General features: G+C 52.0%; 24 protein-coding genes, 1 tRNA gene and 1 pseudogene. 13 read left to right on the top strand and 13 right to left on the bottom strand.

Features of this window, described 5'->3' with window-relative positions; translation table 11 throughout:
• Positions 1–19: 19 nt before the first annotated feature.
• Together OGX90_RS14550 and OGX90_RS14545 are read right to left on the bottom strand one after the other, a co-directional pair.
• Positions 20–1,167, bottom strand: a protein-coding gene (locus OGX90_RS14550; protein WP_155959297.1) for an IS3 family transposase whose coding sequence is annotated in 2 segments (ribosomal slippage) — positions 20–930 and positions 930–1,167 — 1,149 coding nt in all. Because the reading frame shifts where the segments join, the coding sequence is not laid out codon by codon here.
• Between the two features lie 80 nt (positions 1,168–1,247).
• The gene (locus OGX90_RS14545; RefSeq protein WP_286624140.1) at positions 1,248–2,357 is read right to left on the bottom strand and encodes a hypothetical protein; all 1,110 of its coding nucleotides are present in this window, start codon (positions 2,355–2,357) and stop codon (positions 1,248–1,250) included.
• A 142-nt stretch (positions 2,358–2,499) separates the two neighbouring features.
• On the opposite strand from OGX90_RS14545, the gene OGX90_RS14540 reads away from it, so the two are divergent.
• Positions 2,500–3,651, top strand: coding sequence for a hypothetical protein (locus OGX90_RS14540; RefSeq protein WP_286624138.1), 1,152 nt, complete (start codon positions 2,500–2,502; stop codon positions 3,649–3,651).
• Positions 3,652–3,851: 200 nt separating this feature from the next.
• Positions 3,852–4,444 (top strand): annotated as a pseudogene (locus tag OGX90_RS14535) (tyrosine-type recombinase/integrase).
• Between the two features lie 269 nt (positions 4,445–4,713).
• Here the strand turns inward: OGX90_RS14535 and OGX90_RS14530 are convergent.
• The 4 genes from OGX90_RS14530 to OGX90_RS14515 form a co-directional block, all read right to left on the bottom strand.
• Positions 4,714–6,813, bottom strand: coding sequence for a hypothetical protein (locus tag OGX90_RS14530; protein WP_150344559.1), 2,100 nt, complete (start codon positions 6,811–6,813; stop codon positions 4,714–4,716).
• A gap of 355 nt (positions 6,814–7,168) precedes the next feature.
• Positions 7,169–8,254 carry a DUF8606 domain-containing protein gene (locus OGX90_RS14525; protein ID WP_064188545.1) on the bottom strand — a complete coding sequence of 362 codons (1,086 nt, stop codon included), beginning with the start codon at positions 8,252–8,254 and terminating at the stop codon, positions 7,169–7,171.
• Between the two features lie 259 nt (positions 8,255–8,513).
• Positions 8,514–10,190, bottom strand: coding sequence for a tyrosine-type recombinase/integrase (locus OGX90_RS14520; protein WP_286624134.1), 1,677 nt, complete (start codon positions 10,188–10,190; stop codon positions 8,514–8,516).
• Positions 10,191–10,412: 222 nt separating this feature from the next.
• Positions 10,413–10,497: transfer RNA gene (locus OGX90_RS14515), tRNA-Leu, on the bottom strand.
• 220 nt (positions 10,498–10,717) lie between these two features.
• Between OGX90_RS14515 and ahr the strand changes: the two genes are divergently transcribed.
• Entirely contained in the window at positions 10,718–11,737 is a 1,020-nt protein-coding gene (ahr, locus tag OGX90_RS14510) for an NADPH-dependent aldehyde reductase Ahr (protein WP_234692595.1), read from the top strand.
• A 147-nt stretch (positions 11,738–11,884) separates the two neighbouring features.
• Positions 11,885–13,387 carry a helicase HerA-like C-terminal domain-containing protein gene (locus OGX90_RS14505; RefSeq protein WP_234692596.1) on the top strand — a complete coding sequence of 501 codons (1,503 nt, stop codon included), beginning with the start codon at positions 11,885–11,887 and terminating at the stop codon, positions 13,385–13,387.
• Positions 13,388–13,490: 103 nt separating this feature from the next.
• Here OGX90_RS14505 and lptG read toward each other — a convergent pair whose 3' ends face one another.
• From lptG to OGX90_RS14490, 3 genes are all read right to left on the bottom strand, one after another.
• Complete coding sequence (gene lptG, locus OGX90_RS14500; protein WP_043018254.1) at positions 13,491–14,573, bottom strand: LPS export ABC transporter permease LptG; 1,083 nt, start codon at positions 14,571–14,573, stop codon at positions 13,491–13,493.
• The gene (lptF, locus tag OGX90_RS14495; RefSeq protein WP_032942200.1) at positions 14,573–15,673 is read right to left on the bottom strand and encodes an LPS export ABC transporter permease LptF; all 1,101 of its coding nucleotides are present in this window, start codon (positions 15,671–15,673) and stop codon (positions 14,573–14,575) included. The genes lptG and lptF overlap by 1 nt, the downstream gene beginning before the upstream one ends.
• A 62-nt stretch (positions 15,674–15,735) precedes the next feature.
• Positions 15,736–15,786 (bottom strand): hypothetical protein, encoded by a 51-nt coding sequence (locus OGX90_RS14490; protein ID WP_212723231.1) that lies wholly within the window; start codon positions 15,784–15,786, stop codon positions 15,736–15,738.
• Positions 15,787–15,939: 153 nt separating this feature from the next.
• Between OGX90_RS14490 and pepA the strand changes: the two genes are divergently transcribed.
• The 4 genes from pepA to OGX90_RS14470 all read left to right on the top strand — a co-directional run bounded on the left by pepA (position 15,940) and on the right by OGX90_RS14470 (position 21,579).
• On the top strand, positions 15,940–17,451 hold the full coding sequence (gene pepA / locus OGX90_RS14485; RefSeq protein WP_003025870.1) for a leucyl aminopeptidase: 1,512 nt from the start codon (positions 15,940–15,942) through the stop codon (positions 17,449–17,451).
• Between the two features lie 119 nt (positions 17,452–17,570).
• Positions 17,571–18,014, top strand: coding sequence for a DNA polymerase III subunit chi (gene holC, locus OGX90_RS14480; RefSeq protein ID WP_003830256.1), 444 nt, complete (start codon positions 17,571–17,573; stop codon positions 18,012–18,014).
• A complete protein-coding gene (locus OGX90_RS14475) occupies positions 18,014–20,869 on the top strand; it encodes a valine--tRNA ligase (RefSeq protein ID WP_008786064.1) in 2,856 nt (951 codons plus the stop codon). Before holC ends, OGX90_RS14475 begins: the two co-directional genes overlap by 1 nt.
• 206 nt (positions 20,870–21,075) lie before the next feature.
• The gene (locus OGX90_RS14470) at positions 21,076–21,579 is read left to right on the top strand and encodes a GNAT family N-acetyltransferase (protein ID WP_008786063.1); all 504 of its coding nucleotides are present in this window, start codon (positions 21,076–21,078) and stop codon (positions 21,577–21,579) included.
• 26 nt (positions 21,580–21,605) lie between these two features.
• Here OGX90_RS14470 and OGX90_RS14465 read toward each other — a convergent pair whose 3' ends face one another.
• The 3 genes from OGX90_RS14465 to rraB form a co-directional block, all read right to left on the bottom strand.
• Positions 21,606–22,436 (bottom strand): hypothetical protein, encoded by an 831-nt coding sequence (locus OGX90_RS14465; protein WP_060682819.1) that lies wholly within the window; start codon positions 22,434–22,436, stop codon positions 21,606–21,608.
• A 165-nt stretch (positions 22,437–22,601) separates the two neighbouring features.
• The gene (miaE, locus tag OGX90_RS14460) at positions 22,602–23,360 is read right to left on the bottom strand and encodes a tRNA isopentenyl-2-thiomethyl-A-37 hydroxylase MiaE (RefSeq protein WP_286576491.1); all 759 of its coding nucleotides are present in this window, start codon (positions 23,358–23,360) and stop codon (positions 22,602–22,604) included.
• Positions 23,361–23,411: 51 nt separating this feature from the next.
• A complete protein-coding gene (gene rraB / locus OGX90_RS14455) occupies positions 23,412–23,837 on the bottom strand; it encodes a ribonuclease E inhibitor RraB (protein WP_003025845.1) in 426 nt (141 codons plus the stop codon).
• A 98-nt stretch (positions 23,838–23,935) separates the two neighbouring features.
• On the opposite strand from rraB, the gene argL reads away from it, so the two are divergent.
• Both argL and argF read left to right on the top strand, forming a co-directional pair.
• Complete coding sequence (gene argL, locus OGX90_RS23920; RefSeq protein ID WP_373371225.1) at positions 23,936–24,031, top strand: putative translational regulatory protein ArgL; 96 nt, start codon at positions 23,936–23,938, stop codon at positions 24,029–24,031.
• Positions 24,001–25,005 (top strand): ornithine carbamoyltransferase, encoded by a 1,005-nt coding sequence (argF, locus tag OGX90_RS14450; protein ID WP_286576489.1) that lies wholly within the window; start codon positions 24,001–24,003, stop codon positions 25,003–25,005. Before argL ends, argF begins: the two co-directional genes overlap by 31 nt.
• A 106-nt stretch (positions 25,006–25,111) precedes the next feature.
• Here argF and OGX90_RS14445 read toward each other — a convergent pair whose 3' ends face one another.
• On the bottom strand, positions 25,112–25,564 hold the full coding sequence (locus OGX90_RS14445) for a YhcH/YjgK/YiaL family protein (RefSeq protein ID WP_048215052.1): 453 nt from the start codon (positions 25,562–25,564) through the stop codon (positions 25,112–25,114).
• Positions 25,565–25,802: 238 nt separating this feature from the next.
• On the opposite strand from OGX90_RS14445, the gene pyrL reads away from it, so the two are divergent.
• From pyrL to pyrB, 3 genes are read left to right on the top strand one after another with little or no spacing between them, the layout of a single operon-like run.
• Positions 25,803–25,904 carry a pyr operon leader peptide gene (gene pyrL, locus OGX90_RS14440; RefSeq protein ID WP_003025819.1) on the top strand — a complete coding sequence of 34 codons (102 nt, stop codon included), beginning with the start codon at positions 25,803–25,805 and terminating at the stop codon, positions 25,902–25,904.
• Positions 25,885–25,938, top strand: coding sequence for a pyrBI operon leader peptide (locus OGX90_RS23850; protein WP_106875647.1), 54 nt, complete (start codon positions 25,885–25,887; stop codon positions 25,936–25,938). Before pyrL ends, OGX90_RS23850 begins: the two co-directional genes overlap by 20 nt.
• A 2-nt stretch (positions 25,939–25,940) precedes the next feature.
• Entirely contained in the window at positions 25,941–26,876 is a 936-nt protein-coding gene (pyrB, locus tag OGX90_RS14435) for an aspartate carbamoyltransferase (RefSeq protein WP_003025818.1), read from the top strand.
• The last annotated feature ends 10 nt before the right edge of the window (positions 26,877–26,886 follow it).

The raw sequence follows: 26,886 nt of genomic DNA, 5'->3' as shown, positions 1-26,886 counted from the left end.
TTGAATCGCCACGGATAATCTAGACACTTCCGAGCCGTTGATAATACTGGTTTTCATATTCTGTCGGTGACATCTGATTGCTCGAACCATGCCGACGCTTACTGTTATAAAACATTTCGATGTAATCAAAAATATCGCTGCGGGCTTCTTCCCGCGTTCCGTAGATCTTTTTCTTTATCCGTTCGCGTTTCAGCAACTGGAAAAAGCTTTCTGCAACCGCATTATCGTGACAGTTACCGCGACGGCTCATGCTCCCCTCCAGGCCGTGTGATTTCAGGAACGACTGCCACTCATGGCTTGTGTACTGACTGCCCTGGTCCGAATGAACCAGCACCTGTTTTTGGGGATTACGCCGCCATACAGCCATCAGCAGTGCGTTCAGGACAATGTCCTTTGTCATCCGGGATTGCATTGACCAGCCGATAATTTTGCGTGAGAACAGATCAACAACCACAGCAAGATACAGCCAGCCTTCGTGGGTCCTGATGTAGGTTATGTCCGTTACCCAACGCTTATCCGGAGCATCCGGATTGAACTGTCGCTGGAGCCTGTTGGGCGATACGATACTGGCCTCGCCTTTGCGTGCCCGCGGGCTCCGGTACCCGACCTGAGCCTTTATCCCGGCACGATTCATCAGTCGCCAGACTCTGTTCACTCCGCACTGTTGACCGCTATCCCGCAAGTCCAGATGGATCTTGCGATAACCATAAACGCAACCGGACTCCAGCCAGAACTGTTTGATCTGTCCCGTCAGTCTTAGATCTACCTGGTGGCGCTGAGAATACGGTTGCTTAAACCAGGCGTAAAAGCCACTGGGATGAACATCCAGCACCCTGCAGAGCAGACGAACAGGCCAGCAACGGGAGTTGTCACGAATAAAGGCGTACCTCAGTCGGACAGCTTTGCGAAGTACGCCGCGGCTTTTTTTAATATGTCTCGTTCGTCAGTAACCCGCTTCAACTCCTTCTGGAGTCGGCGGATCTCGGCCTGAGCATCTGACTGTTCTTTATTAGTGGATGAGTCCGGACCGTACTTCTTTATCCAGGCGTAAAGGCTGTGGGTGGTGATATCGAGACGTGTTGCAACGCTGGAAACAGAATGACCGCGATCAATAACCTGTTTGACTGCTTCAATTTTAAACTCTTCGGGATAACGTTTACCGCTCATGGGCACCTCTCTTTAAGTCATCTTAAATGACTCCGAGGTGTCTGTTAAACCCGTGGCGATTCAGTTTAGGCATCAAATTATCATGATGTTGACGTTAGTAATCGGTTCGTGCGAGATGGAAATATTGTTTCGGACAGCAATTTAATGGACTCAGTATCCATGATACTTCCTTCCGTGAGCTCGGTACCTCTACTGAGAAGGAGATCAATATCCTCAATAAAATTGAGCACTACGGTTACGGCAGCGAATAAATTCTCATCTCGTTTAACATACCCTGAGGTCCGCTCGTAGATGCTTGCTGCAAGATTATTATGGGAAAATTCAGTGTAGTACTGAGCGAGTCTTTCGGCCTCATTATCCTGAACCCAGTCGCCATTGCGATCTTTAGTGAATATTAGCGCACGATAGTTTTTGCATTTAAACTTCCCTTCCTTAACAGGAACTCCGAACACTAAACTATTAAGCAGTGCCCGTAATTTTACACGTAGCGCCGTTAGCGAGTCCATATACCCCATGTAGAGCTCCTGGTTAAAGCACACTGAGATAAGATTGAGACTGTTAAGCATTTCAATTAACGCACCAAGGAAGCTTTTAACTCTCGTACCGATAAAATCCGGATAAGTCATTTCCGTAACATCTGGTTCGTAACGATACCCCCCCGTAGCATATTCTCTCGATGTGTACATGGAATAATCCATTGTTTCATTCCCAACAACCAATTGTACGCTACCCAAATAGTCATCTATTAAGGCATCAGTTATTCCCGCTAACCTAGCAGCTAAACGGCCACCATGGTCGAGCACTCTCTCTGCCTTTACCGCCTCACTTGTATGTAAATGATCACATTGAGTAAAGAAATGATTAATCTCACCAGCCAACTCAGCGAATTTGACATCAGTCAGAAAATCAATTTTTCCTTCAATTCGGTTCAGAATGCTCCTTTGCTTGTCGAATGACTCACGAATCTTAATTGACATCAATCGTTGAGAGAGGCAAATCTCATCTCTTAAGGCTACGAACAGAGCAGGAGTGTACTCAGATTGATTACTCTTGGTAACCGTTTTGAGATTGGCAACCATTCTTCCATTTGAGGTATCCATCACGGACAAGCCGATTACACGCCATTCGCCGTTATCGATCTTTTCCCTAGCCCCTGGGCTCATTACTGCGTCATACGATACTGATTTCATTTGTTATCACCATTAGATAGACTGCAAGAAGTTCATCAAATGTAGTGAAGTTTAGTGCTCAAAAAAAGAGAGACTTTGGTTTGACCAAACTCCCCTCACTGCTCTGAACCTAATTCTGAATTGCCACTTGGAGGTGTGCGTAATGGCTCTACTGGAACCACATGAAATAAGTATGCTAAATCATCTGGATTGGTTACTCTCTTGTGACCTACTTGTTTGGGATGAGCTTAAGGCTGGTCGGTGTGATGAAGTAATTAACCTACATAAAGAGATAAATAAAAACATAGCCCTTTATATTTACTTGAATCCCGGAGATTCAACGTCGGCTCAATTGGAAAATCAAAAAGACGATATTTCAAAAATACTAATGGATTACCTCTACGCAAAAAAATCAAAAGCCTCGTGGGAAGTGATGGCGATTGAACAGCACATCATGAAAAATTACTCAGATCTGGTTGCTATAATTAATGATAAAATCATCACCAATTCAATCATAGGTATTTTAGATAAAATCACACATCATCACTCCATTCCGTGGACAACAATAATATCTCGCCAAATTAAATTTTCGATGGCATTCGATACTTACTATAGTTGGTTATGGGGTAATTATATTAAAGATGCTTTATTTTATCCTAGAAAACGTCCGAAATTAGTTGATACCCACACATGGGAAGACTGGCTTAAAGTTAGAGAGAATGAAAGTTCACTTGAGGAAAAAATCCCGCGGGAAGAAGCAAAAGTTATTATCGAGAAATGGAACAAAACCACTAAAAATAATTATGGACTAAGTGGCATTGTAGCTGGTTTTTTGAGGGATGCAGATGAAGAACCTATTTCAATTAACAACGAATTAATTGATAATGCTTTTATCATTAACATCCCAAAAGAAATTGATGAGAGTAGGTTCAATTCGGTTATCTGTGACATAAGAACTTTACTCTTCACACGACAGAAACCGTTGCATACAATAAAAGATTATTTAACCCATTACTTACCCACCAGTGTTCGTGGTGAACTTTATAAACGACAAATACTGGAACAAAGGAATCAATTTCTTGGCTATTTTACAGCGATGCTCTGCGATCGCATGTACCACTATAGGAAACAAATCAATGAAGGCTTAGAAATACACCCAAAAATAACCTCATATAACACTGCTGCTGTCCATGCTAATGAATACATGAAAGATTACGGTATCATCTATGGTACGGATTCAATTTTAAAAATGAGAAGGAAATTAATAGTTGATATTATCCCGCAATTGCGTGAAAATTTTAAAGACTTAAACTAATCGTAATTGGAGGATATTTAAAAAACACCGCAATCCATAATTTTTAGCGCTTTATGGTGTTTCCTTATGACTGTAAGGAAAGCCGCCTACCAGTAAAGAGTAGTCCAGCTGTTGAAATTATTATGGTAAGGACTAACATCCGATTCTCGCTCATAAGGGACAACCATACTCAAATCTCCAACATTGCAGGAGATTTGAGTATGAACATGTCACAGTGGAATAAAGACCGTATCATAGGCCAAAAAAGACCACTTCAGATATCTCATATCTGTGGGATCCGAATCCGGCTTGAACTGGAAGGTAAAACGCGTGATTTAGCTCTGTTCAATATGGCCTTAGATAGTAAGCTACGAGGCTGCGATCTGGTGAATCTCAAAGTATCTGATGTTGAATATGGTATGCTCGGTTTCAAGCAGAGCAACGGTGCTGCAACAGAAAACCGGTAGCCCTGTGCAATTTGAGATAACCAAAGGGACAAGAGAAGCTGTTGCTGCATTGATAAAGCTTGGCAATTTGCACAGTAAAGACTTCTTGTTTCGGTCTCGGATCGGAACTAACCGGCACATATCAACCCGACAATACAGCCGAATTTTTCATGGGTGGGTAGAAAAGCTTGGCCTCGAAGCTTCGCTTTACAGCACACATTCCATGAGAAGAACAAAACCTTACCTGATCCAAGAATCTCCGGATGATCCAACTTCTGTTGGGCCATAAGAAACTGGAAAGCACAGTCCGTTATCTGGGCATCGAAGTCGATGATAAATTAGAGATATCTGAATCGATTGAAGTCTAAGGTTGTCAGGGCTGCAACAGCAGCCCTGACAACAGCGGACGTTAATGAGAACAATCTGTGGCAATCAACGGGGTGGGGTCAGTTCATAAATGACCCTGAGGTTTCTGTTAAACCTGTGGCGATTCAACTGACCTTTGATATTGCGGTTTCAAATCTACGTTATAAAGCTTCGCTCTTTGAGCCGATGCAGCCCAAACGAGGATACAGATTTGGCTGACTATAAACTTCTGCTTTTGAGCGAGTTGGAGCATGAATTTCTTCCTGACACATCAATCCGATTGGCGGCGAACCTCGATGTCAACGATGTGGCGAGGCATTCGCCCAAGCCGAAGATCACCGTTAGCGATGGCAATGACGTCCTCATGCTCGTCACCAGCCCACAGGCCAACAAGCTCGTGCAGAAAAAAATCCGCGTAGGAGCAGCTGGCGTCGCGTACCTGCATCGCCAAAACAGTAGTTTTGCTCGTGTGCAACTGGGTCAAATTTCTGACGAGCCGCGCTGGGGCAACCCAGAGAACCGGGTGAGGCGAGGCCGGAGTCGTGAACAGGTAATAGGCGTGTTCTGACTGCTTGAGTATGTCCTCGCACTGCAGCAGGTCGATGCCTACTGTCGAACTGAAGCCCCGTCCCGAAACAGTGCCTCTGCGCTTTTTCACCTGCATAAGGGTCGCACGCTGGATCACTGTTTCCCCCTTGTCCACGATACGGCTCAGGAACAGCACGTCTGCCCCCAGCGGAGCCCCGGCTGATGTGTTCGCCCCTTCCTCTCGCTTGCTAGGTTGACGCACCTTCACTGTCAGGCTCGGATATGTCGCCCGCGTCGTAACCGAGAGTTGATGTAACTGGTCACTCGCGTTGTTCAACGCCTCCATTGTCAGAGTCAGGAGGCGCGCCGTATGGGCCTCCTCGTCATCTCCCCAGGTCTCCGAATATTCGCGACAAAATTTTTCCTCCATCTGGCTAAGCGCCCTATGGATGACGCGCTCCACGGAAGGGTCGCTCAGCCAAGTTTGGGCTCCTACGCTAGGCAACGCAGTAGCACCCTCGCCCCGGCCTACTGGCCCCTCCAGGTCCAGTGCCCCCTGCTTGGACCGCACTAGTCCCTTGCTCCTCAGTTGCAGTTGCCTTGCAGGAGTACCGACAAGCCGATTCGCAAACGCCAGATGCTCCTCGTCATCCATCAATCGCAAAAGCACTGGCTCGACTTCGGCAAATGCCGTCTGCTCGAGCCAAAGGCAGGCAAAATTGAGGAGCCCCTGGGCTAATTCAGGTTCCTCATTCACCAGATCGAACAGATCCTGCCGCCAGGCCTCGCGGGCGGCCGGGCCTAGTTGGGTCCACAGCGTTTCTCGATCCCACGGCTGGGATGGCAATTCTCTGAGGCTGGCAATGACGCTTTGCTGACTAGAGCGCGCTGGGTCTCCAAACTCGTGCCAAGCCGCCGCAAGTGCGAGGTCCGAGGGTATAGTGTCCCCGGACAATTCAGCAAGCCTCGAGAAAGCTTTGGCAACGCACTCCTTGATATTGTTTTCCTTCTCTTTCTGCGAACGGATATTCCAGCGCAGGAACAGATTACGTACATCTTCCGGCAATATCTTGCAGCAATGTTGGATAAGCTTAGGAAAGACTGACGGAACTGCTTGTTCAAAAACCTGTTCGCAAGCCCACCGGGATGTCTGCACTGTCGGCGAATTCGCAAATAGAGAGAAGACGAGCTCTTGCCTTGTGACGCTTGAATAGTCCGACGACATGCCGATATGATTCTTCAAATAGTCGCGTACACGCTGCCAATACAGCTTGACCAGTTTCTCGAAAGCCCAATTATTCTGCCACTGGTGAGGGTCGACTAGTTGAAGAACATCGATGCAATCTTCCTCGGACGTATTGTCCACCAACGCCTCCATGATCTGCTGATCGTCCAAAAAATTACGCCGATAATATGAACGGTCATCGAGCAACCAGTTCACCCAAAGCGCACGTGGCTCGATTTCCGCTACAATGATTTCACGTAAGCCCGGGGGATCGACCTTAAGTAAGCCATTCCTGAAGGTATCCTGAGCGCACCGGTAAGAATTTGGGTCCAAGATAGAGGACGAATTCTCAATCCCCGTGGATCCGTGTCCGAGAACTTTTAAGGTCAGCGCTATCTGCCCCTGCTGTGCCGCATACTTGAATTCGTCTTTAAACTGTTCACGCTTCCAACCCGTAAAAACGTGGTTATCAGGTGATATGTGGGAGTAGTCCAGACGAAGCATGTCTTTGTGGATGGTAAAATACTGTGAGAGGAATTCGACAAGCGGCTGAGCCCAACCTTCCAACGAAATACTGGCAACTGCCAGTTGATCGTCGAAGTCAATATTTAAGAACAAGATGATCTCCCTTTTCCGTAGCTGGCGCCGACGACCTTCGCCATGGTGATCTGCAAAATCTCAATAAGCCCACTATAGCCAAATCGCAGGCGGTTCAAGGAACCACTCTTAGACAACAACAGACATTATAGAATTCCGTTGAACTTTTTATTACTTCTACCTAAACAAATTTGCATATTACCGATCCACTTTAGCCAGATCATGATTGACCTGTTTCCAGTTGACCGACACACGCCATTGTTAGCAAGATTCATAGTGACTCGACTACGAACTTCTGCTCTTCGCTCACAGCGGATCTTCAGCTCAGCCAACTAGTCCGCTTAATGCCAACAGCGAACTTCGCTGAAATCAGCGCTTACTGACCGAATTCAGATTGCACAAATTTTAATGTCTGCCCATGCCGCAATTTACAGACGATATTTTGGTTCGCGAAGATGCCAGGAAATGTTTTCGCCTGTTCTCTCGGAAGAGACTTGATCCAACGAACACCAACAACCCATTCGGAAAGCTCTTCATTGTCAGAGTTTGCGTTTGGGTGTTCCGCTTTCAATCCTGCAGAGAGTAGAGGAACATTCGAATCAGTTATGAAATCGCGAATCATAACCGCTGGTTTGGTCACTTCCCCAAAGCCGACGTAACCGCATCCCTTCATGTAAGCATAAATTTTGTCACCAACTGCAAGACGATTAAGTGCAGATGAATACACCTTCCCTTGACCTGCTCCAATAAAGCCAAATTGTCTGTTATCGTCCCAAGTTCGATATTCGCATTCGCCCACATTCACGAACCAACTACCAGTCCATTCATCTTGATTAGAAGCAATTGTTCTTTGCTTAACTTCTTTTCGTTCAATATAATCTTTAGCCTCCGGCAACGGAATAATTGTTTCCGGCTTGATAAATAGCTCACCATCAGAATCGATAAATGGAGCAATCCGAGTGCATTGAATATCTATGCCATATTCTCGCAACCATAATACTGCGGAGATGACTTCAGAGTTAAACTCTTTTGAGGCCAAAATAATATGCTGTTTCGCGTTAAGTAACTCAATGTCAGCATCAATAAATTCCTCAATTTTTTTAGTCGCATCAAATTCTGACTTGTTTAAATAGGACGCGTATAGCTTAAAAATCTCACCGGGCAAGAGACTTGAGCAATACGATGCATACTTTATTGCCTGCCATTCAACGGACGAGCCAGAATCATCCCGTTTCAACTCAACCACAACAAGTGCTGCCGATTTATTTACGCAAAGCAAATCAAGGCGCTTACCAGAGGCAAGAATGACCTCTTTGCCAATGACAAGTAGTTCCTCACCTAAAATAGTCGGGCTTTTTTCGATCCATTCCTGAATATCAAAACGTTCCTTCAGCCCAAGTTCCGAGAAGTTTGTTGGTTTCAGTTTGATTAGTGTCTTATTTATTATATCTACACGAAACATTGGCTCTATCTCCTTTCAAACGTTTCCTACACATGAATATGCCATATTCAGCGGGATGCCTACACTACTATGACCATAAAAGATAGTACGCAACGTCAGCTCCTCGCTCTTAGCTGACTGTCAAATTTAACTAATCACTGAGAGTGCCAAGCTAAACCACAGCCAACATTGTTCGCCTATATAAATGCCAGTTGCTTTGCTCCCGTTGCCCTGACATAAACGGCCATGCTCATGGAATGACTAAATACCAGAATCTTCCCTATCCCCCCAACTCTACCTCATCCTGCGCTGCCAGCAGTACCAACTCTGACTTTGATACCAGCAGATCTTTCGGCCTCCCGCCGCGCAACCTGCGGTTTGCCGAACCGAACCAGATAGCCAGCCCCCACGGGGTTTTACGCTCCTTAAACAGTGAGAGAATCAAACGGACAACCTTAAGAGGCCGCATTTTCTCATCCAGAACATAATCCGGGTACAGATCCTCCCCGTCGACCTTCAACGAGAATATCTTCCCGGCGGCTTTCCAGCCTTTCGGACCAGCCTCAGGATCGGCAGAACGGAAACCCGCTTTTGCCGATAACTCAGACGCTGTAAGCCATTCCGAGTCGGCCAGTATTCTGGCTTTCAGCTCCTCTAGCTGCCGGTCATTGCGCTCCTGGAAGCTCATATGGTCGAGTGTGCCTCCCGGCGACTTTTTAAAGCCATACGGCACCACATGCCTGAACCGGTTTGCATCCAGATAATCCGCCCACCACTGCATCATTTCCCGGCGCTCTTCCAGGTGCTGCGCCTTATGGATATACGCCGCTCGCACGCGCTTACGCTCCTGATGGCTCATCTGGCGCTCTACCGCGTCGCTTGACCACAGGCCCGACTCCACCAGCGCGCTACAGGCCATAGTGCGAAAACCATGGCCGCAGACGTCTTTCTGGGTGTCGTAGCCCATCACCCGCAGCGCTTTGTTGATGGTGTTTTCGCTCATCGGTTTGCGGTAATTGTGATCGCCGGGAAACACCAGTTCAGTTCCCGGTCTGCAATGCTGCCGCACCTCGTGCAGCAGTTCGATGGCCTGACGCGACAATGGGACCAGGTGTGGGGAGTGCATCTTCGCCCCACGCGCTGAATATTTAACGCCGGGGATCGGCTCACGCTCGGCGGGGATTGTCCACATGGCGTTACGCAGGTCAATTTCATCCCAGCGGGCAAAGCGCAGTTCGCTGGAACGGATAAACAGCAGCAGCGCCAGCTTTACCGCCAGTTGAGTCAGTTGACGGCCTTTGTAATCGTCGATTCTTTCCAGGAAATCAGGGATAAGATTCAGATCCAGCGCCGGGTGGTGACGTACTTTGGGCGTGGAGACCGCGCCGGTTAAATCTGATGCAGGGTTATGATCGATAATGCCGTTCTGGACGGCATAGCGCATCACGCAGGCAGTGCGCTGCTGAAGCCGGGAAGCAACATCCAGTTTGCCCGCTTTCTCCACCTCCTTGATGGGCACCAGAAGGTCTTTGACCTTCATTTTGGTGATGTCGCAGCTGCCGTTCGTGGGGAATACGTAAAGCTCGAAATAACGCAGCACCCGCTTCTTATGTTCCGCCGACCAGTTCACGTTACTGGTGACCCATTCGCGTGCCACAGACTCAAACGTATGTTCCGGCGTTATCGCAAGACGTTCAGCCTTTCGGTGTGCACTCGGATCGATGCCGGAGATCAGCAGTAATTGTGCCTCTTCACGCATGCGTCTTGCCTGTGCAAGCGTCAAAAGCGGATAAGGACCTAAAGCGAGCTTTTTCTCTTTGTTTACAAAGCGGTACTTGATGTACCAGCGTTTTGAACCGTTAGGGTTAACCAGCAGGTAAAGTCCATGCGAGTCACTGAGCTTATACGGCTTGCCACAAGGCTTGGCGTGGACTATAGCGCGATCTGTTAGTGCCATTTGGGGGCCTCACTATTATCGAACTACGTCTAAGCCCCCAATTTGGCCCCCAAATCGCGTGGATGTCAATGGATGAAAAATGACCAACACGGAAAGACCACAAAATAAAAATGGTTATTATTGAAAAATAAATTATCTTTGAATTACAGACGGATATGGACGAATTTGGACGAAAATGGACACAAAAAAAGCCACCCTTAGGTAGCTAATTATTGCATCACTTGGTGCCGAAGGCCGGACTCGAACCGGCACGTATTGCTACGGTTGATTTTGAATCAACTGCGTCTACCGATTTCGCCACTCCGGCACGGAAGGGATGCGGAAAACGTTGTGAATTATACCTGTCATGCGCCACCATGCAAGCGCCAGCGTGTGTCTGGCTCGCTAAGTGTTGAAAATTTCAGCATTACCTTTCTTAGCTGTAGCCATCATCACATTTTGCCCCCTCCTTAATCCCCCCTTCTGCGAAGCGTCCCGTTTCCCCATGCTCTACACTTCCAGTTCAACACCATACTGAGGGAAACACGATGTCGATGATAAAAAGCTACGCCGCAAAAGCGGCGGGCAGCGAACTCGAACTCTATGAATATGATGCGGGCGAGCTTAAGCCGGAAGATGTCGAAGTCCAGGTCGATTACTGCGGTATCTGCCATTCCGATTTGTCGATGATCGACAACGAATGGGGATTCTCTCAGTATCCGCTGGTTGCCGGGCATGAGGTGATTGGTCGCGTGGCGGCGCTCGGCAGCGCGGCACAGGATAAGGGCCTGAAGGTTGGTCAGCGCGTCGGCGTTGGCTGGACGGCGCGCAGCTGCGGGCACTGCGATGCCTGTATCAGCGGTAATCAGATCAACTGCCTTGAAGGGTCTGTTCCCACAATTCTTAATCGCGGCGGCTTTGCCGAGAAGCTGCGGGCCGACTGGCAGTGGGTGATCCCGCTGCCGGACAGTATCGATCTGGCGGCAGCTGGTCCCTTACTGTGCGGCGGCATCACGGTGTTCAAACCGCTGCTGATGCACCATATCACCGCCACCAGCCGCGTCGGGGTGATCGGCATCGGCGGCCTGGGGCATATCGCCATTAAGCTGTTACACGCGATGGGTTGCGAAGTGACCGCGTTCAGCTCCAATCCGGCGAAAGAGCAGGAAGTGCTGGCAATGGGGGCGGATAAGGTGGTCAACAGCCGCGATCCGGATGCGCTACAAGCACTGGCGGGCCAGTTCGATCTCATTATTAACACGGTTAACGTCGATCTCGACTGGCAGCCCTATTTTGAAGCACTGGCCTACGGCGGTAACTTCCATACCGTCGGTGCGGTGCTGAAGCCGCTGCCGGTTCCGGCGTTCACCTTAATAGCCGGCGATCGCAGCATCTCCGGTTCGGCGACCGGTACGCCGTTCGAACTGCGCAAGCTGATGAAGTTTGCCGGGCGCAGCAAGGTGTCGCCCACCACCGAACTGTACCCGATGTCGCAAATTAACGAAGCCATCCAGCACGTGCGTGACGGTAAGGCCCGCTACCGCGTAGTGCTTAAAGCCGACTTCTGATCGTCTTTGCCGGGTGGCGTAAGCTTCCCGGCTATTCTCCCCGCTATTCCAGACAGGTTAAATTCTCCTCACAATCTCCGCAATTTAGCGGTGAAGAGTGCGTCACGGTTGCCTATACTCCAGGCAGGATAAATGGAGGAAATCTCAATGAGCGCACCCCTGCTAATTGCCTGCACGCCGGACACCGAACTGTTTTTACTGCCAGGCATGGCCAACCGTCACGGGCTGATTACCGGCGCGACCGGGACCGGTAAAACCGTCACGCTACAGAAGCTGGCCGAATCGCTGTCCGAGATTGGCGTTCCGGTATTTATGGCCGATGTGAAAGGTGACTTAACCGGCGTGGCCGAGGAAGGACAAGCCTCTGAAAAGCTGCTCGCCCGCCTGAAAAATATCGGCATTACCGACTGGCAACCGCATGCTAATCCGGTCACGGTGTGGGATATCTTCGGCGAAAAAGGTCACCCTGTGCGGGCCACGGTATCTGACCTCGGGCCGCTGCTGCTGGCCCGTCTGCTGAACCTCAACGACGTGCAGTCCGGCGTGCTGGATATTATCTTCCGCATTGCCGATGACCAAGGTCTGTTGCTGCTCGATTTCAAAGACCTGCGGGCCATCACCCAGTACATTGGCGATAACGCTAAATCCTTCCAGAATCAGTACGGCAATATCAGTAGCGCCTCGGTCGGGGCGATCCAGCGCGGACTGCTGTCGCTGGAGCAGCAGGGAGCGGCACACTTCTTTGGCGAACCGATGCTGGACATCAAAGACTGGATGCGTACCGATGCCAACGGCAAAGGGATGATTAATATCCTCAGCGCCGAGAAGCTCTACCAGATGCCAAAACTGTACGCCGCCAGCCTGCTGTGGATGCTCTCCGAGCTGTATGAACAGTTGCCGGAAGCGGGCGATCTGGAGAAGCCAAAACTGGTGTTCTTCTTCGATGAAGCGCACCTGCTGTTCAACGATGCTCCGCAGGTGCTGCTGGATAAAATCGAACAGGTGATCCGCTTGATCCGCTCGAAAGGGGTCGGCGTGTGGTTCGTCTCGCAAAACCCGTCGGATATTCCGGACCACGTGCTTGGTCAGTTGGGAAACCGTGTGCAACATGCCCTGCGCGCGTTCACGCCGAAAGATCAGAAAGCGGTGAAAACCGCGGCGCAAACCATGCGCGCCAACCCGGCATTTGATACCGAAAAAGCCATTCAGGAGCTGGGAACCGGTGAGGCGCTGGTGTCGTTTCTGGACGCCAAAGGCAGCCCGTCCGTGGTTGAACGAGCAATGGTGATTGCGCCATGCTCACGGATGGGACCGGTGACGGACGACGAGCGCAACGGGCTGATTAATCACTCTTCGTTGTACGGTAAATATGAAGAAGAGATCGACCGCGAGTCCGCCTATGAACGTTTACAGCAAGGCGTGCAGGCCAGTACCGAGCAGCAAAATACACCTCCCGCCAACGGTAAAGCTGTCGATGTGGATGGCGGTATTCTCGGTGGGTTGAAGGATATTCTGTTTGGCAGCACTGGACCGCGCGGCGGTAAACGCGATGGCGTAGTGCAGAGCGTGGCGAAAAGCGCGGCGCGACAGGTTACCAATCAGATAATTCGCGGCATGTTGGGGAGTTTGATGGGCGGGAGAAAACGCTAGCCCCGTGTTACGTTGCCGGATGGCGGCGGAAACGCCTTATCCGGCCTACGGGTCCGGAGTAGGCCTGAAAAGCACAACGCCATCAGGCCTACGATTACTATGATTACGACTTACGTAGCATCAGCCACAGGCTTATCAGGAAGAAGCTGGCGCTTGGCAGCAGCGCACCAATAATCGGCGGAATGCCGTACACCAACGTCAGTGGGCCAAAGATTTGGTCCAGCACATAGAACACAAAGCCAAAGCTAATCCCTGTCACCACGCGCACGCCCATCGGGACGCTACGCAGCGGACCAAAGATAAACGACAGCGCCATCAGCATCATGACCGCTACAGACAGCGGCTGGAAGACTTTGCTCCACATATTGAGCTGGTAGCGTCCGGCATCCTGGCCGCTCGACTTCAGGTACTTCACGTAGTTATGCAAACCGCTAATCGACAGCGCATCAGGGTCCAACGCCACAACGCCGAGCTTGTCGGGTGTCAGGTTGGTTTTCCAGGTGCCGCTCACCGTTTGCGAGCCGGTGATTTGTTTCGGATCGGTCAGGTTGGATTCATCCACCTGCGCCAGACGCCAGACCTTCTGCTCCGGGTCAAACGTCGCGCTCGCAGCGTAGCGTACAGACTGCAGACGGCGCTTATCGTTAAACGAGTAGATGCTAATCCCGCCTAACTCTGCGTCGCCTTTCACCCGCTCGATGTAGACAAAGCTGTCACCGTCTTTCGCCCACAACCCCTGCTGGGTAGAGAGCAACGAGCCGCCGTACATCTGCTGCGCACGGTAGTTACGCGCCATCTGTTCGCCTTGTGGCGCGACCCATTCGCCGATAGCCATCGTCAGCAGCACCAGCGGAATCGCGGTTTTCATCACCGACAACGCCACCTGCATACGGGTAAAGCCGGAAGCCTGCATCACCACCAGTTCACTACGCTGGGCCAGCATGCCCAGCCCCAGCAATGCCCCCAGCAGCGCCGCCATCGGGAAGAAGATCTGGATATCTTTCGGCGCACTGAGCAGGGTATACAGCCCGGCGCCCATCGCATCGTAGCTCCCCTGCCCGGCTTTTTTCAGCTGGTCAACGAACTTGATGATCCCGGAGAGCGACACCAGCATGAACAGCGTCATCATGATGGTGGTGAAAATGGTTTTACCGATATAGCGGTCAAGTACACCAAAAGGCTGCATTATACCGCTCCTTTACGCATAAAACGGGCACGTAAGCGGCGCATCGGCACCGTATCCCAGAGGTTAAGCACAATCGCCAGCGCCAGATACGCCAGGTTAACCGTCCACATCCAGAACACCGGATCCAGCTTACCTTTACCGCCGTTCGACTTCAGCGACGTCTGAACCAGGAAGAACAGCAAATAGAGCAGCATTGCTGGCAGCATCGACAGCACGCGCCCCTGACGCGGGTTCACCACGCTCAGCGGTACGACCATCAGCGCCATCATAAATACGGTGAATACTAACGTGATACGCCAGGTCAGCTCCGCACGGGCACGATCGGTGTCGGTCGTCCACAGCGTACGCATGTTCATCTGGTCGGTATCATTTGGATCCAGCGCCACGGCCTGATGACCGATAATCGCCTGATAATCCTGGAAGTCGGTAATGCGGAAATCGCGCAGCAGCGCGGTACCTTCAAAGCGCGTCCCCTGGTTCAGCGTCACGACCTGAGAGCCATCACGCATCTGGGTAAGATGTCCGGAATCGGCTACGACGACCGAAGGACGAGCGTTGCCTTTCGGGCGGATTTGCGCGAGGAACACGTCTTTGAAGTTGCTGCCGTCAACGCTTTCGATAAACAGCACCGAACTGCCGTTGGTCGCCTGCTGGAATTGCCCCTGAGCAAGCGCCGCCATACCGGGGTTCGCTTTCGCCTCCGCCAGGACTTCGTCCTGATGTCTGGAGGACCACGGCCCGGCCCACATCACGTTGACCGCCGCAATAATACTGGTAAACAGCGCCAGCACCATCGCCGCTTTCACGAGCACTGCCTTGCTCAGCCCGCAGGCGTGCATGACCGTAATTTCGCTTTCGGTATACAGTTTGCCCAGCGTCATCAACAGCCCGAGGAACAGGCTTAAGGGCAAGATAAGTTGCGCCATTTCTGGCACGCCCAGCCCCAGCAGCGAGAGCACCAGATTTGCCGGGATATCACCGTCAACCGCCGCACCAAGGATCCTGACCAACTTTTGACAAAAGAAGATCAAAAGCAGGATGAATAGGATCGCAAGTTGGCTTTTGAGCGTTTCCCGAACCAGATATCTTATGATTATCACTTTAAATACGCCCGTAAAAACCCGTCTTTTGCCGGAATTTAGCTTGTTTCATGGCTTAAACGTCATTTATTCTCTTGAGTCGTCGAAATCGTCGCTAAGATCATTATACTCAACGGATCCACCTCTCAGAAATTGTTCTGACGTGCCAATGCCGTAATAACGTTAAGATTAACACGAAGTCACCGCAACAGCGGGTATGAGTTACGAAAGCTTGCAATTCTATCCGTAGCCACCGCCGTTGTCTTTAAGATTCAGGAGCGTAGTGCATGGAGTTCAGTGTAAAAAGCGGTAGCCCGGAGAAACAGCGGAGTGCGTGCATCGTCGTGGGTGTCTTTGAACCACGCCGCCTCTCTCCGATTGCAGAGCAGCTCGACAAGATCAGCGACGGGTACATCAGCGCACTGCTGCGTCGCGGCGAACTGGAAGGCAAACCGGGTCAAACCCTGTTGCTGCACCATGTTCCTAACGTTCTGTCTGAGCGAATTCTCCTTATTGGGTGTGGCAAAGAGCGCGAACTTGATGAGCGCCAGTACAAGCAGGTCATTCAGAAAACCATCAATACCCTGAATGATACAGGCTCAATGGAAGCCGTCTGCTTTCTGACTGAGCTGCACGTCAAAGGGCGCAATAACTACTGGAAAGTGCGTCAGGCCGTTGAGACGGCACAGGAAACGCTGTACAGCTTTGATCAACTGAAGACCAACAAAAGCGAGCCACGTCGCCCGCTGCGTAAAATGGTCTTCAATGTGCCGACCCGCCGCGAACTGACCAGCGGTGAGCGTGCGATCCAACACGGTCTGGCGATCGCCGCCGGCATTAAAGCGGCAAAAGATCTTGGCAACATGCCGCCGAACATCTGTAACGCCGCCTACCTGGCCTCTCAGGCGCGCCAGCTAGCAGACAGCTACAGCAAAAATGTTGTGACCCGTGTAATCGGCGAGCAACAAATGAAAGAGCTGGGCATGCACTCTTATCTGGCCGTCGGTCACGGCTCGCAGAACGAGTCGCTGATGTCGGTCATCGAGTACAAAGGCAATCCGTCCGAAGACGCGCGTCCGATCGTGCTGGTCGGTAAAGGGTTAACCTTTGACTCCGGCGGTATCTCCATCAAACCAGCCGAAGGCATGGATGAGATGAAGTACGACATGTGCGGCGCAGCAGCGGTATACGGCGTGATGCGCATGGTGGCCGAGCTTCAGCTCCCCATCAACGTTGTCGGCGTGCTAGCGGGCTGTGAAAACATGCCGGGTGGCCGCGCGTATCGCCCAGGCGACGTGCTGACCACGATGTCTGGACAGACCGTTGAAGTGCTCAATACGGATGCCGAAGGCCGTCTGGTGCTGTGCGACGTGTTAACCTACGTCGAGCGCTTTGAGCCAGAAGCGGTGATTGACGTCGCGACCCTGACCGGCGCGTGTGTGATTGCGCTGGGCCATCACATCACCGGCCTGATGTCGAACCACAACCCGCTGGCGCATGAGCTGATCGGTGCGTCCGAGCAGGCTGGTGACCGCGCGTGGCGTTTGCCGCTGGGTGATGAATACCAGGAGCAGTTAGAGTCCAACTTTGCGGATATGGCGAACATCGGCGGACGTCCTGGCGGTGCCATTACCGCGGGCTGCTTCCTGTCACGTTTTACCCGTAAGTACAACTGGGCGCACCTGGATATCGCCGGTACCGCATGGCGTTCAGGGAAAGCCAAAGGCGCAACCGGTCGTCCGGTCGCGCTGCTGTCGCAGTTCCTGCTCAATCGTGCCGGTTTTAACGGCGAAGAGTGATGTAAAACGCCGGGTGGCGGCTTCGCCTTACCCGGCCTACAACGTCACTCAACCGTAGGCCGGGTAAGCGTAGCGCCACCCGGCTTTGCATTTAAATCCACAACAAGAAGCCCCATATCATGAGAAACGCAACGTTCTATATTCTGGACAATGACAACACCGTCGATGGCTTAAGCGCCGTTGAACAACTGGTGTGTGAAATTGCCGCAGAACGTTGGCGTGCTGGCAAGCGCGTGCTGATCGCCTGTGAAAACGAAAAGCAGGCTCTTCGACTGGATGAAGCCCTGTGGGCGAGACCGGCAGAAAGTTTTGTTCCGCATAATCTGGCGGGAGAAGGCCCCAGAGGCGGCGCGCCGGTAGAGATTGCCTGGCCGGAGAAACGCAATAGCAGCCCGCGCGACCTGCTCATCAGTTTGCGCGTTGGCTTTGCAGATTTTGCCACCGCTTTCACAGAAGTGATAGACTTCGTTCCTTACGAAGATTCTTTGAAACAATCGGCACGCGATCGCTACAAAGCTTACCGCGTGGCTGGTTTTAACCTGAATACGGCAACCTGGAAATAATGGAAAAGACATACAACCCACAAGATATCGAACAGCCGCTTTACGAGCACTGGGAAAAGCAGGGCTATTTCAAACCTAACGGCGATGAAAGCAAAGAGTCCTTCTGCATCATGATCCCGCCGCCGAACGTCACCGGCAGTTTGCATATGGGTCATGCTTTCCAGCAAACCATCATGGATACCATGATTCGCTACCAGCGCATGCAGGGTAAAAACACCCTGTGGCAGGCCGGTACCGACCACGCAGGTATCGCTACCCAGATGGTGGTTGAGCGTAAGATTGCCGCTGAAGAAGGTAAAACCCGTCACGACTACGGTCGCGAAGCGTTTATCGACAAAATTTGGCAGTGGAAAGCGGAATCCGGCGGCACCATTACTCGTCAGATGCGCCGTCTCGGCAACTCCGTTGACTGGGAGCGCGAACGCTTCACTATGGACGAAGGTCTTTCCAATGCCGTGAAAGAAGTCTTTGTTCGCCTGTACAAAGAAGATCTGATCTACCGTGGCAAGCGTCTGGTCAACTGGGACCCGAAACTGCGCACCGCTATTTCTGATCTGGAAGTGGAAAACCGCGAGTCTAAAGGCTCCATGTGGCACATCCGCTATCCGCTGGCTGACGGCGCAAAAACCGCAGACGGTAAAGATTACCTGGTCGTCGCCACCACCCGTCCGGAAACCGTACTGGGTGATACCGGCGTGGCTGTGAACCCGGAAGATCCGCGCTATAAAGATCTGATTGGCAAATTCGTTGTCCTGCCGCTGGTTAACCGCCGCATTCCGATCGTCGGTGATGAACACGCCGACATGGAAAAAGGCACCGGCTGCGTGAAGATCACCCCGGCGCACGACTTTAACGACTACGAAGTCGGGAAACGTCACGGCCTGCCGATGATCAACATTCTGACCTTTGACGGCGACATCCGCGAAACCGCGGAAGTGTACGACACCAAAGGCGAAGAGTCCGACGTTTACTCCAATGAAATCCCGGCTGAGTTCCAGAAGCTGGAACGTTTTGCTGCGCGTAAAGCGGTGGTTGCCGCCGTTGATGCCCTGGGCCTGCTGGAAGAAATTAAACCGCACGACCTGACCGTACCTTACGGCGACCGTGGCGGCGTGGTTATCGAACCGATGCTGACCGACCAGTGGTACGTCCGTGCCGACGTGCTGGCGAAACCGGCGGTTGAAGCGGTTGAGAACGGCGACATCCAGTTCGTACCGAAGCAGTACGAAAACATGTACTTCTCCTGGATGCGTGATATTCAGGACTGGTGTATTTCCCGTCAGCTGTGGTGGGGTCACCGTATCCCGGCATGGTATGACAACGACGGCAATGTCTACGTTGGCCGTACCGAAGACGAAGTGCGTCAGGAAAACAACCTCGGTGCCGACGTTGCGCTGCGCCAGGACGAAGACGTTCTCGATACCTGGTTCTCTTCTGCACTGTGGACCTTCTCTACGCTGGGCTGGCCGGAAAATACCGACGCGCTGCGTCAGTTCCACCCAACCAGCGTGATGGTTTCCGGCTTCGACATTATCTTCTTCTGGATTGCCCGCATGATCATGATGACCATGCACTTCATCAAAGATGAAAACGGCAAGCCGCAGGTTCCGTTCAAGACCGTCTACATGACCGGTCTGATTCGTGACGACGAAGGCCAGAAGATGTCCAAATCCAAGGGTAACGTGATTGACCCGCTGGATATGGTCGACGGTATCTCTCTGGCAGAACTGCTGGAGAAACGTACCGGCAACATGATGCAGCCGCAGCTGGCTGAGAAAATTGCCAAGCGTACCGAGAAGCAGTTCCCGGACGGCATCGAGCCGCACGGCACCGACGCCCTGCGTTTCACCCTGGCGGCGCTGGCCTCTACCGGTCGCGATATCAACTGGGACATGAAGCGTCTGGAAGGTTACCGTAACTTCTGTAACAAGCTGTGGAACGCCAGCCGCTTCGTGCTGATGAACACCGAAGATCAGGATTGCGGCTTCAACGGCGGCGAAATGACCCTGTCTCTGGCAGACCGCTGGATCCTCGCTGAATTCAACCAGACCATCAAAGCGTACCGCGAAGCGCTGGATAACTTCCGCTTCGATATCGCCGCGGGCATTCTGTACGAGTTCACCTGGAACCAGTTCTGCGACTGGTATCTGGAGCTGACCAAGCCGGTCATGAACGGTGGTTCCGAATCTGAACTGCGCGGCACCCGCAATACGCTGGTCACCGTGCTGGAAGGTCTGCTGCGCCTGGCGCACCCGATCATTCCGTTCATCACCGAAACCATCTGGCAGCGCGTGAAAGTGATTTGCGGCAACACTGCAGATACCATCATGCTGCAGCCGTTCCCGGAATATAACGCCGCACAGGTTGATGAAGCGGCGCTGGCTGATACCGAATGGCTGAAGCAGGCGATCGTCGCCGTACGTAACATCCGTGCGGAAATGAACATCGCCCCGGGCAAACCGCTGGAGCTGCTGCTGCGTGGTTGCAGCGCTGATGCGATGCGTCGTGTGAACGACAACCGCAGCTTCCTGCTGAACCTGGCACGTCTGGAAAGCATTACCGTGCTGCCAGCCGATGACAAAGGCCCGGTCTCCGTGACCAAAATCATCGACGGCGCCGAGCTGCTGATCCCGATGGCTGGCCTCATCAACAAAGAAGATGAGCTGGCACGTCTGGCGAAAGAAGTGGCGAAAATCGAAGGTGAGATTGCCCGTATCGAAGGCAAACTTTCCAACGAAGGTTTCGTTGCCCGCGCACCGGAAGCAGTTATCGCCAAAGAGCGTGAGAAGCTGGACGGTTACGCAGAAGCCAAAGCGAAGCTGATTGAACAGCAGGCGGTCATCGCTGCGCTGTAATCGCCTATGCCGGATAGCGCTGAGCTTATCCGGCAAACGGGCACCGTCAACGTAGGTCGGATAAGTCTAGCGCATCCGACACCACAGACGATAAAGCCTCTGACGCATATGCTCAGAGGCTTTTTATTGAATTATCCTCGCTTGCACTTCCCCTCACCGCAGTGGTATTAACTGCATATGTCTCACTTTTATGTCATGAGTTCGCTATGAGTGCCATTACCTCCGTCGCGGCAACGCTGCGCCGAATTTCTGCCGATGATAACGCCGCCATTGCCCTCGTTATCCGCAAAGTTTCCGCTGAATACGGGCTTACCGCCGATAAGGGCTATACCGTTGCCGACCCTAATCTGGACGAACTGTTCCAGGTTTACAGCCAGCCGGGCGCAGCCTACTGGGTGGTTGAGCAAAACGGTGAAGTCGTGGGCGGCGGTGGTGTTGCACCGTTAGGATGTAGTGAACCAGACATTTGCGAGCTGCAAAAGATGTACTTCCTGTCGAGCGCGCGCGGTCAGGGGCTGGCGAAAAAACTGGCGCTGATGGCGCTCGAACATGCCCGCGAGCAGGGTTTTAAACAGTGCTATCTGGAGACCACGGCTTTTCTGACTGAGGCAATCCGCCTGTATGAACATTTAGGCTTTGAGCATATCAGCGAAGCGCTGGGCTGTACCGGGCACGTAGATTGTGAAGTGCGGATGTTAAAGCCCCTCTGACCTTACGCCGAGAGGCTTTAGCCACGTTACTGCATCTCGGCTGAGAGCATCAGTCGAATAACGCCAGCCGCGCGGGCGGTTGGCAGCTTCAGCACCTGTGACCAGAGATCCTGCACTATCTCACAGGCAATCTTCTCTTTGCCGATCGCTTTAGTCGGATCGGCCATGATCTGAATATCCGGCCCATAGCGCTGTACTAGCCCAGGGCTTATTGCTTGCAGATCCTGCAACGCCAGCTGTTTCTCTTCTGCCGTGACCGTATGTTTGTTTGGACCATAGGCAGCACGCATCATACTCATATCACTCGCCATACGACGGTTCATGATCTCACGCGGAACCAGACGTGCCGGATTAATCCCCCCTTTCACTGCCGGAAACAGAAAGCGGAAGCATTCGTCATCACCGATTTTGGCCACAGCAGCGATCTGCTCAAGGTTAATTTTCATATATTCAATGACATTGGCATCTGGCGCCTGCTGCAATCTCGCCATTTGCAACTGAAGAATTTGCGGCTGTATCGCGTCGATAACCTGCTGTTCGCTACTCCCTGCTTTCTTCATCTGCGCAGCCTGGCTGATAATTTTTTGTGTCAGCTCAGGTTCCTGCTCCTTAATCACCTGAAACGCCGGATTGGAGAGCATCGCCTTTTCAAACTGCTGCTCTTCGGTCAGACCATAATCCGGGCTTTCGCGTGGGATCAGGTAGTGCACATCAAACAGATTCCACGCGATAATCGCCACCACAAAAACCACCGCGCCGGAGATCTTGCCCAGCCAGCCTTTTTTGCGAAACATGCCGACGACGATAGCAATCACCGCCCCGATATAACCTGCCAACAAAACGTGTGCCCAGTTCATTAACCATCCTTATGCCAAATCATCTCTGTTACGGGGATATATTTCCCCTTCGTGTGTTTTGATTATTACGGCAGCAGCGAGCGATTTCCAGCCACCAGATTTTGCTAACAGAAAGAGGAAGGATTAATCCGCGCGGCGATGGACACCGCGCGTCAAAGAAAGGAATTAAGCTGGCACACCACTGTGAAAACGGAATTCATCGTCAGGAGAGGTGATCAACGCGGCTTCTACTTCGCCAAAAAACCGAACCCGGCTACTGATATCATCGGCTGAAACCTGCTGCGCCAGCGCCAGGTAATCCTGATAGTGTCGGGCCTCGGATCGCAGCAGCGACAGATAAAACGCCTGCAGATCATCATCCAGATACGGTGCCAGCGCGGCGAACCTTTCGCAGGAACGCGCCTCAATGTAAGCCCCGCAAATCAGTTTATCGATTAGCGTCAGCGGCTCGTGGGTGCGTACCTCTTTGAGCATGCCTTTAGCGTAACGGCTGGCGGTAATCTTAATATAGGGAATGTTGCGGCTCATCATCGCCTCACGCACCTGCCAGAAGTGATGCAGCTCTTCTTTGATCAGCAAAACCATGCTGTCGATAAGCTTGCGTCCCCACGGGTCGTCGGTTTGCGGCATCACGCTTTTGCTTATCTGTTTATTCAGCGCGATAAAATCCGGCTCATCCCCTTCTCTGAAAGCAAACGCTTCATAGGGTTTCAGCCAGTCCAGCAGCGCCTGCGATCCCTGTTTATCTGCGACATACTTACGCACCAGCAGCATCGCCGTTTGCGCCGCTTTCAGCTCACAGACGAGGTGATCGGTCAATAACAGAGGCAGATTTGCCGGGTCCCGCGCTTTATCAAGCCAGTCCTGGGGCGTTTTACAGTGCAGGAAATTGTGGATCGGGGAGAGTATTTGCAGGTAATCCATACGTTGTCCTTGGCCTGCGGCAGCCTGGGCTACCGCAGGTCAGTTGATGACTTAGTGACGCACGCCGTCATCATCTTCGTCGACGAGGTCTTCATCGTCGCCGTCTTCACCTTCTTCGCCGTTCGGGTCTTCAAAATAGGTGCCCCAACCGTCGTATTCCACATCGTATTTTTCGGCCAGGTTCATCAGTTGCTCAACCTGAGCATCGATCAACTCCGCATTCAGTGCACATTCGCTCAGAATGTCACAGCAAATAACCGTGTCGCCTTCTTCCACTTCCAGCTCTTCCGGCTCGGTCACTTCATAACCCAGCTTGAAGGCTTCTACTGCCGCTTTTTCCAGGGTTTCGAAGTCATCCGCGGAAAGGTGATGCTCGATGGTGTACAGCGCGTCTGGATCGCTGCCATCTTCGAGTAACTCTTCAATAATCAAGCGCGTTTCTTCACGCTGTTCTTCCAGTAGTTCCGGGTTTGCCATGGCTCGTTCCTCATAATGTCCTGCCGATACTCTTATTGTCACATACCGCTGTCATTGCCTCCACCTTTCCAGGAAAGATTTGTTAAACAAGGTTGCAAATGAATAAACATACATATAAATTGAATTTTAATTCAATAAATGGCCTAAGCCATGTGAGGGAACCATGTCTGCGTTTTATCAGAAACATTTTTTGAAACTGCTTGATTTCACCTCTGCTGAACTCACGTCACTGCTTCAGCTCGCCGCACAGCTGAAGGCGGATAAGAAAAACGGCACTGAAGTCGCAAAGCTCACCGGTAAAAACATCGCGCTCATCTTCGAAAAAGACTCAACCCGTACCCGTTGCTCTTTCGAAGTTGCCGCATACGATCAGGGCGCGCGCGTGACATACCTCGGGCCAAGCGGCAGCCAGATTGGCCATAAAGAGTCGATCAAAGACACCGCCCGCGTGCTCGGCCGCATGTACGACGGTATTCAGTATCGGGGCCACGGTCAGGAGATTGTCGAGACGCTGGCGGAATATGCCGGAGTTCCGGTGTGGAACGGATTAACCAACGAGTTTCATCCCACCCAGCTCCTGGCGGATCTGTTAACTATGCAGGAACACCTGCCGGGTAAAACGTTTAATGAAATGACGCTGGTCTACACCGGTGATGCCCGCAACAATATGGGCAATTCCATGCTGGAAGCCGCCGCGTTAACCGGGCTGGATCTGCGTCTGGTTGCACCGCAGGCCTGCTGGCCGGAGGAAAGTCTGGTTGCGGAGTGCAAAGCGCTGGCACAGAAAAACGGCGGCAATATTACGCTGACCGAAGATGTCGCCACGGGCGTGAAAGACGCGGACTTCATCTATACTGACGTCTGGGTATCAATGGGCGAAGCAAAAGAGAAGTGGGCCGAACGTATTGCGCTGCTGCGTAAGTACCAGGTTAATAGCGCGATGATGGCGTTGACCGGCAATCCGCAGGTGAAATTCCTGCACTGCCTGCCCGCGTTTCATGACGATCAAACCACGCTTGGCAAACAAATGGCACAGGAATATGGTCTGCACGGCGGAATGGAAGTGACCGATGAGGTCTTTGAATCCCCCGCCAGTATCGTATTTGATCAGGCAGAAAACCGGATGCACACCATCAAAGCGGTGATGGTGGCGACGCTGGCGAAGTAAGAGCATGGATGAAAAGAATGCCGGATGGCGATGCTAAGCATCTTATCCGGCCTACAATCGCGCTCCCGTAGGCCGGGTAAGGCGAAGCCGCCCCCGGCAAATACGCTTATGCCACCCGCATTTTCACCACGGCTTTGCGTACCAGCGCTGGTGCACCGACCGCGCACAGCGGTTTATGCACTTCGCCCGGATAGAACACCACGAAATCACCTTCGTTCAGCACCACCGTTTTTTCCTGTACCCCCTCCGGTAGGAAGGCGATATCTTTATCCGCCAGCCAGTCAGTTTCCGGCGCGCCCGCAGGCTGCGTGCTGAAGGTCATGCCTTCCTGACCTTTGAGCAGGATCTGAATATCCAGATAGCGCGCGTGATACTCGGCGCGGCGCTGTGCAAACGGCTCCGTCATATCTTCAGCAATCAGATAAAACAGACGATCGCCGTCGATGTCGTGCTTACCTTTTTCCGTCTCATCCGTCACATGCGCTTTAATGTGTTCAATCGCCTGACGCAGCTCTTCCGGCAGCCAGGCATCCAGGTTGTGAATATTGCCGACAATCATCTCAAACCCCTTAATTAAAACATTGTTTCATTTTAGTTGTTATACGAAAAAACGGTCTGCCATACTACTGCTATTTGCCAATATTTTGCGTCAACGCATGTTTATCTCATTGTTGCTGTTTGGCATTCAGGGTGAATGAATATTCATGAGAATCGTTTGCGATGAATAATTTGTGAATTTTTCGCTTGATCCCATAACGGAGCTGAGTATAATCGCGGACAATTTGCCGGGAGGATGTATGGTTCAGTGTGTACGACATTTTGTCTTACCGCGTCTGAAAAAGGACGCTGGCCTGCCGTTTTTCTTTCCGTTGATCACCCATTCCGAGCCCCTCAATTGAGGGGCTTTTTTTTTGCCCAGGCGTCAGGAGATAAACATGGCTAACCCGCTCTATCAAAAACACATCATTTCCATAAACGACCTCAGCCGCGATGACCTCAATCTGGTCCTCGCAACAGCGGCGAAATTAAAAGCTAACCCACAGCCGGAGCTGTTAAAGCATAAGGTTATCGCCAGCTGCTTCTTTGAAGCCTCAACCCGCACCCGTTTATCCTTTGAAACCTCCATGCACCGCCTGGGCGCCAGCGTGGTGGGTTTCTCTGACAGCAGCAACACCTCTCTGGGCAAAAAAGGTGAAACGCTGGCCGACACTATTTCCGTCATCAGCACCTATGTCGACGCCATCGTAATGCGCCATCCGCAGGAAGGCGCCGCGCGTCTGGCTACGGAGTTCTCCGGTAACGTTCCGGTACTGAACGCAGGCGACGGCTCCAACCAACATCCCACCCAAACGCTGCTGGATCTGTTCACCATTCAGGAAACTCAGGGTCGCCTGGACAATCTGCACATCGCCATGGTGGGTGACCTGAAATATGGCCGCACCGTCCATTCCCTGACCCAGGCGCTGGCGAAGTTCGAAGGTAACCGTTTCTACTTCATCGCCCCGGACGCGTTGGCGATGCCGCAATACATTCTGGATATGTTGAATGAAAAAGGTATCGCCTGGAGCCTCCACGGCACTATTGAAGAGGTGATGGCGGAGGTCGATATCCTCTATATGACCCGCGTACAAAAAGAGCGTCTGGACCCGTCCGAATACGCCAACGTGAAAGCGCAGTTTGTTCTGCGCGCCAGCGATCTGAACGGCGCCAGAGCAAACATGAAGGTACTGCATCCGCTGCCGCGTATCGATGAGATCACCACCGACGTCGACAAGACGCCGCACGCCTGGTATTTCCAGCAGGCTGGCAACGGCATCTTCGCCCGCCAGGCGTTACTGGCACTGGTACTGAATAGCGAACTGGCACTGTAAGGGAGAAAAA

Source organism: Citrobacter sp. Cpo012 (assembly GCF_030333015.1).
Taxonomy (GTDB): Bacteria; Pseudomonadota; Gammaproteobacteria; order Enterobacterales; family Enterobacteriaceae; genus Citrobacter; species Citrobacter portucalensis.
This window is presented reverse-complemented; position numbering and strand designations above follow the sequence as displayed.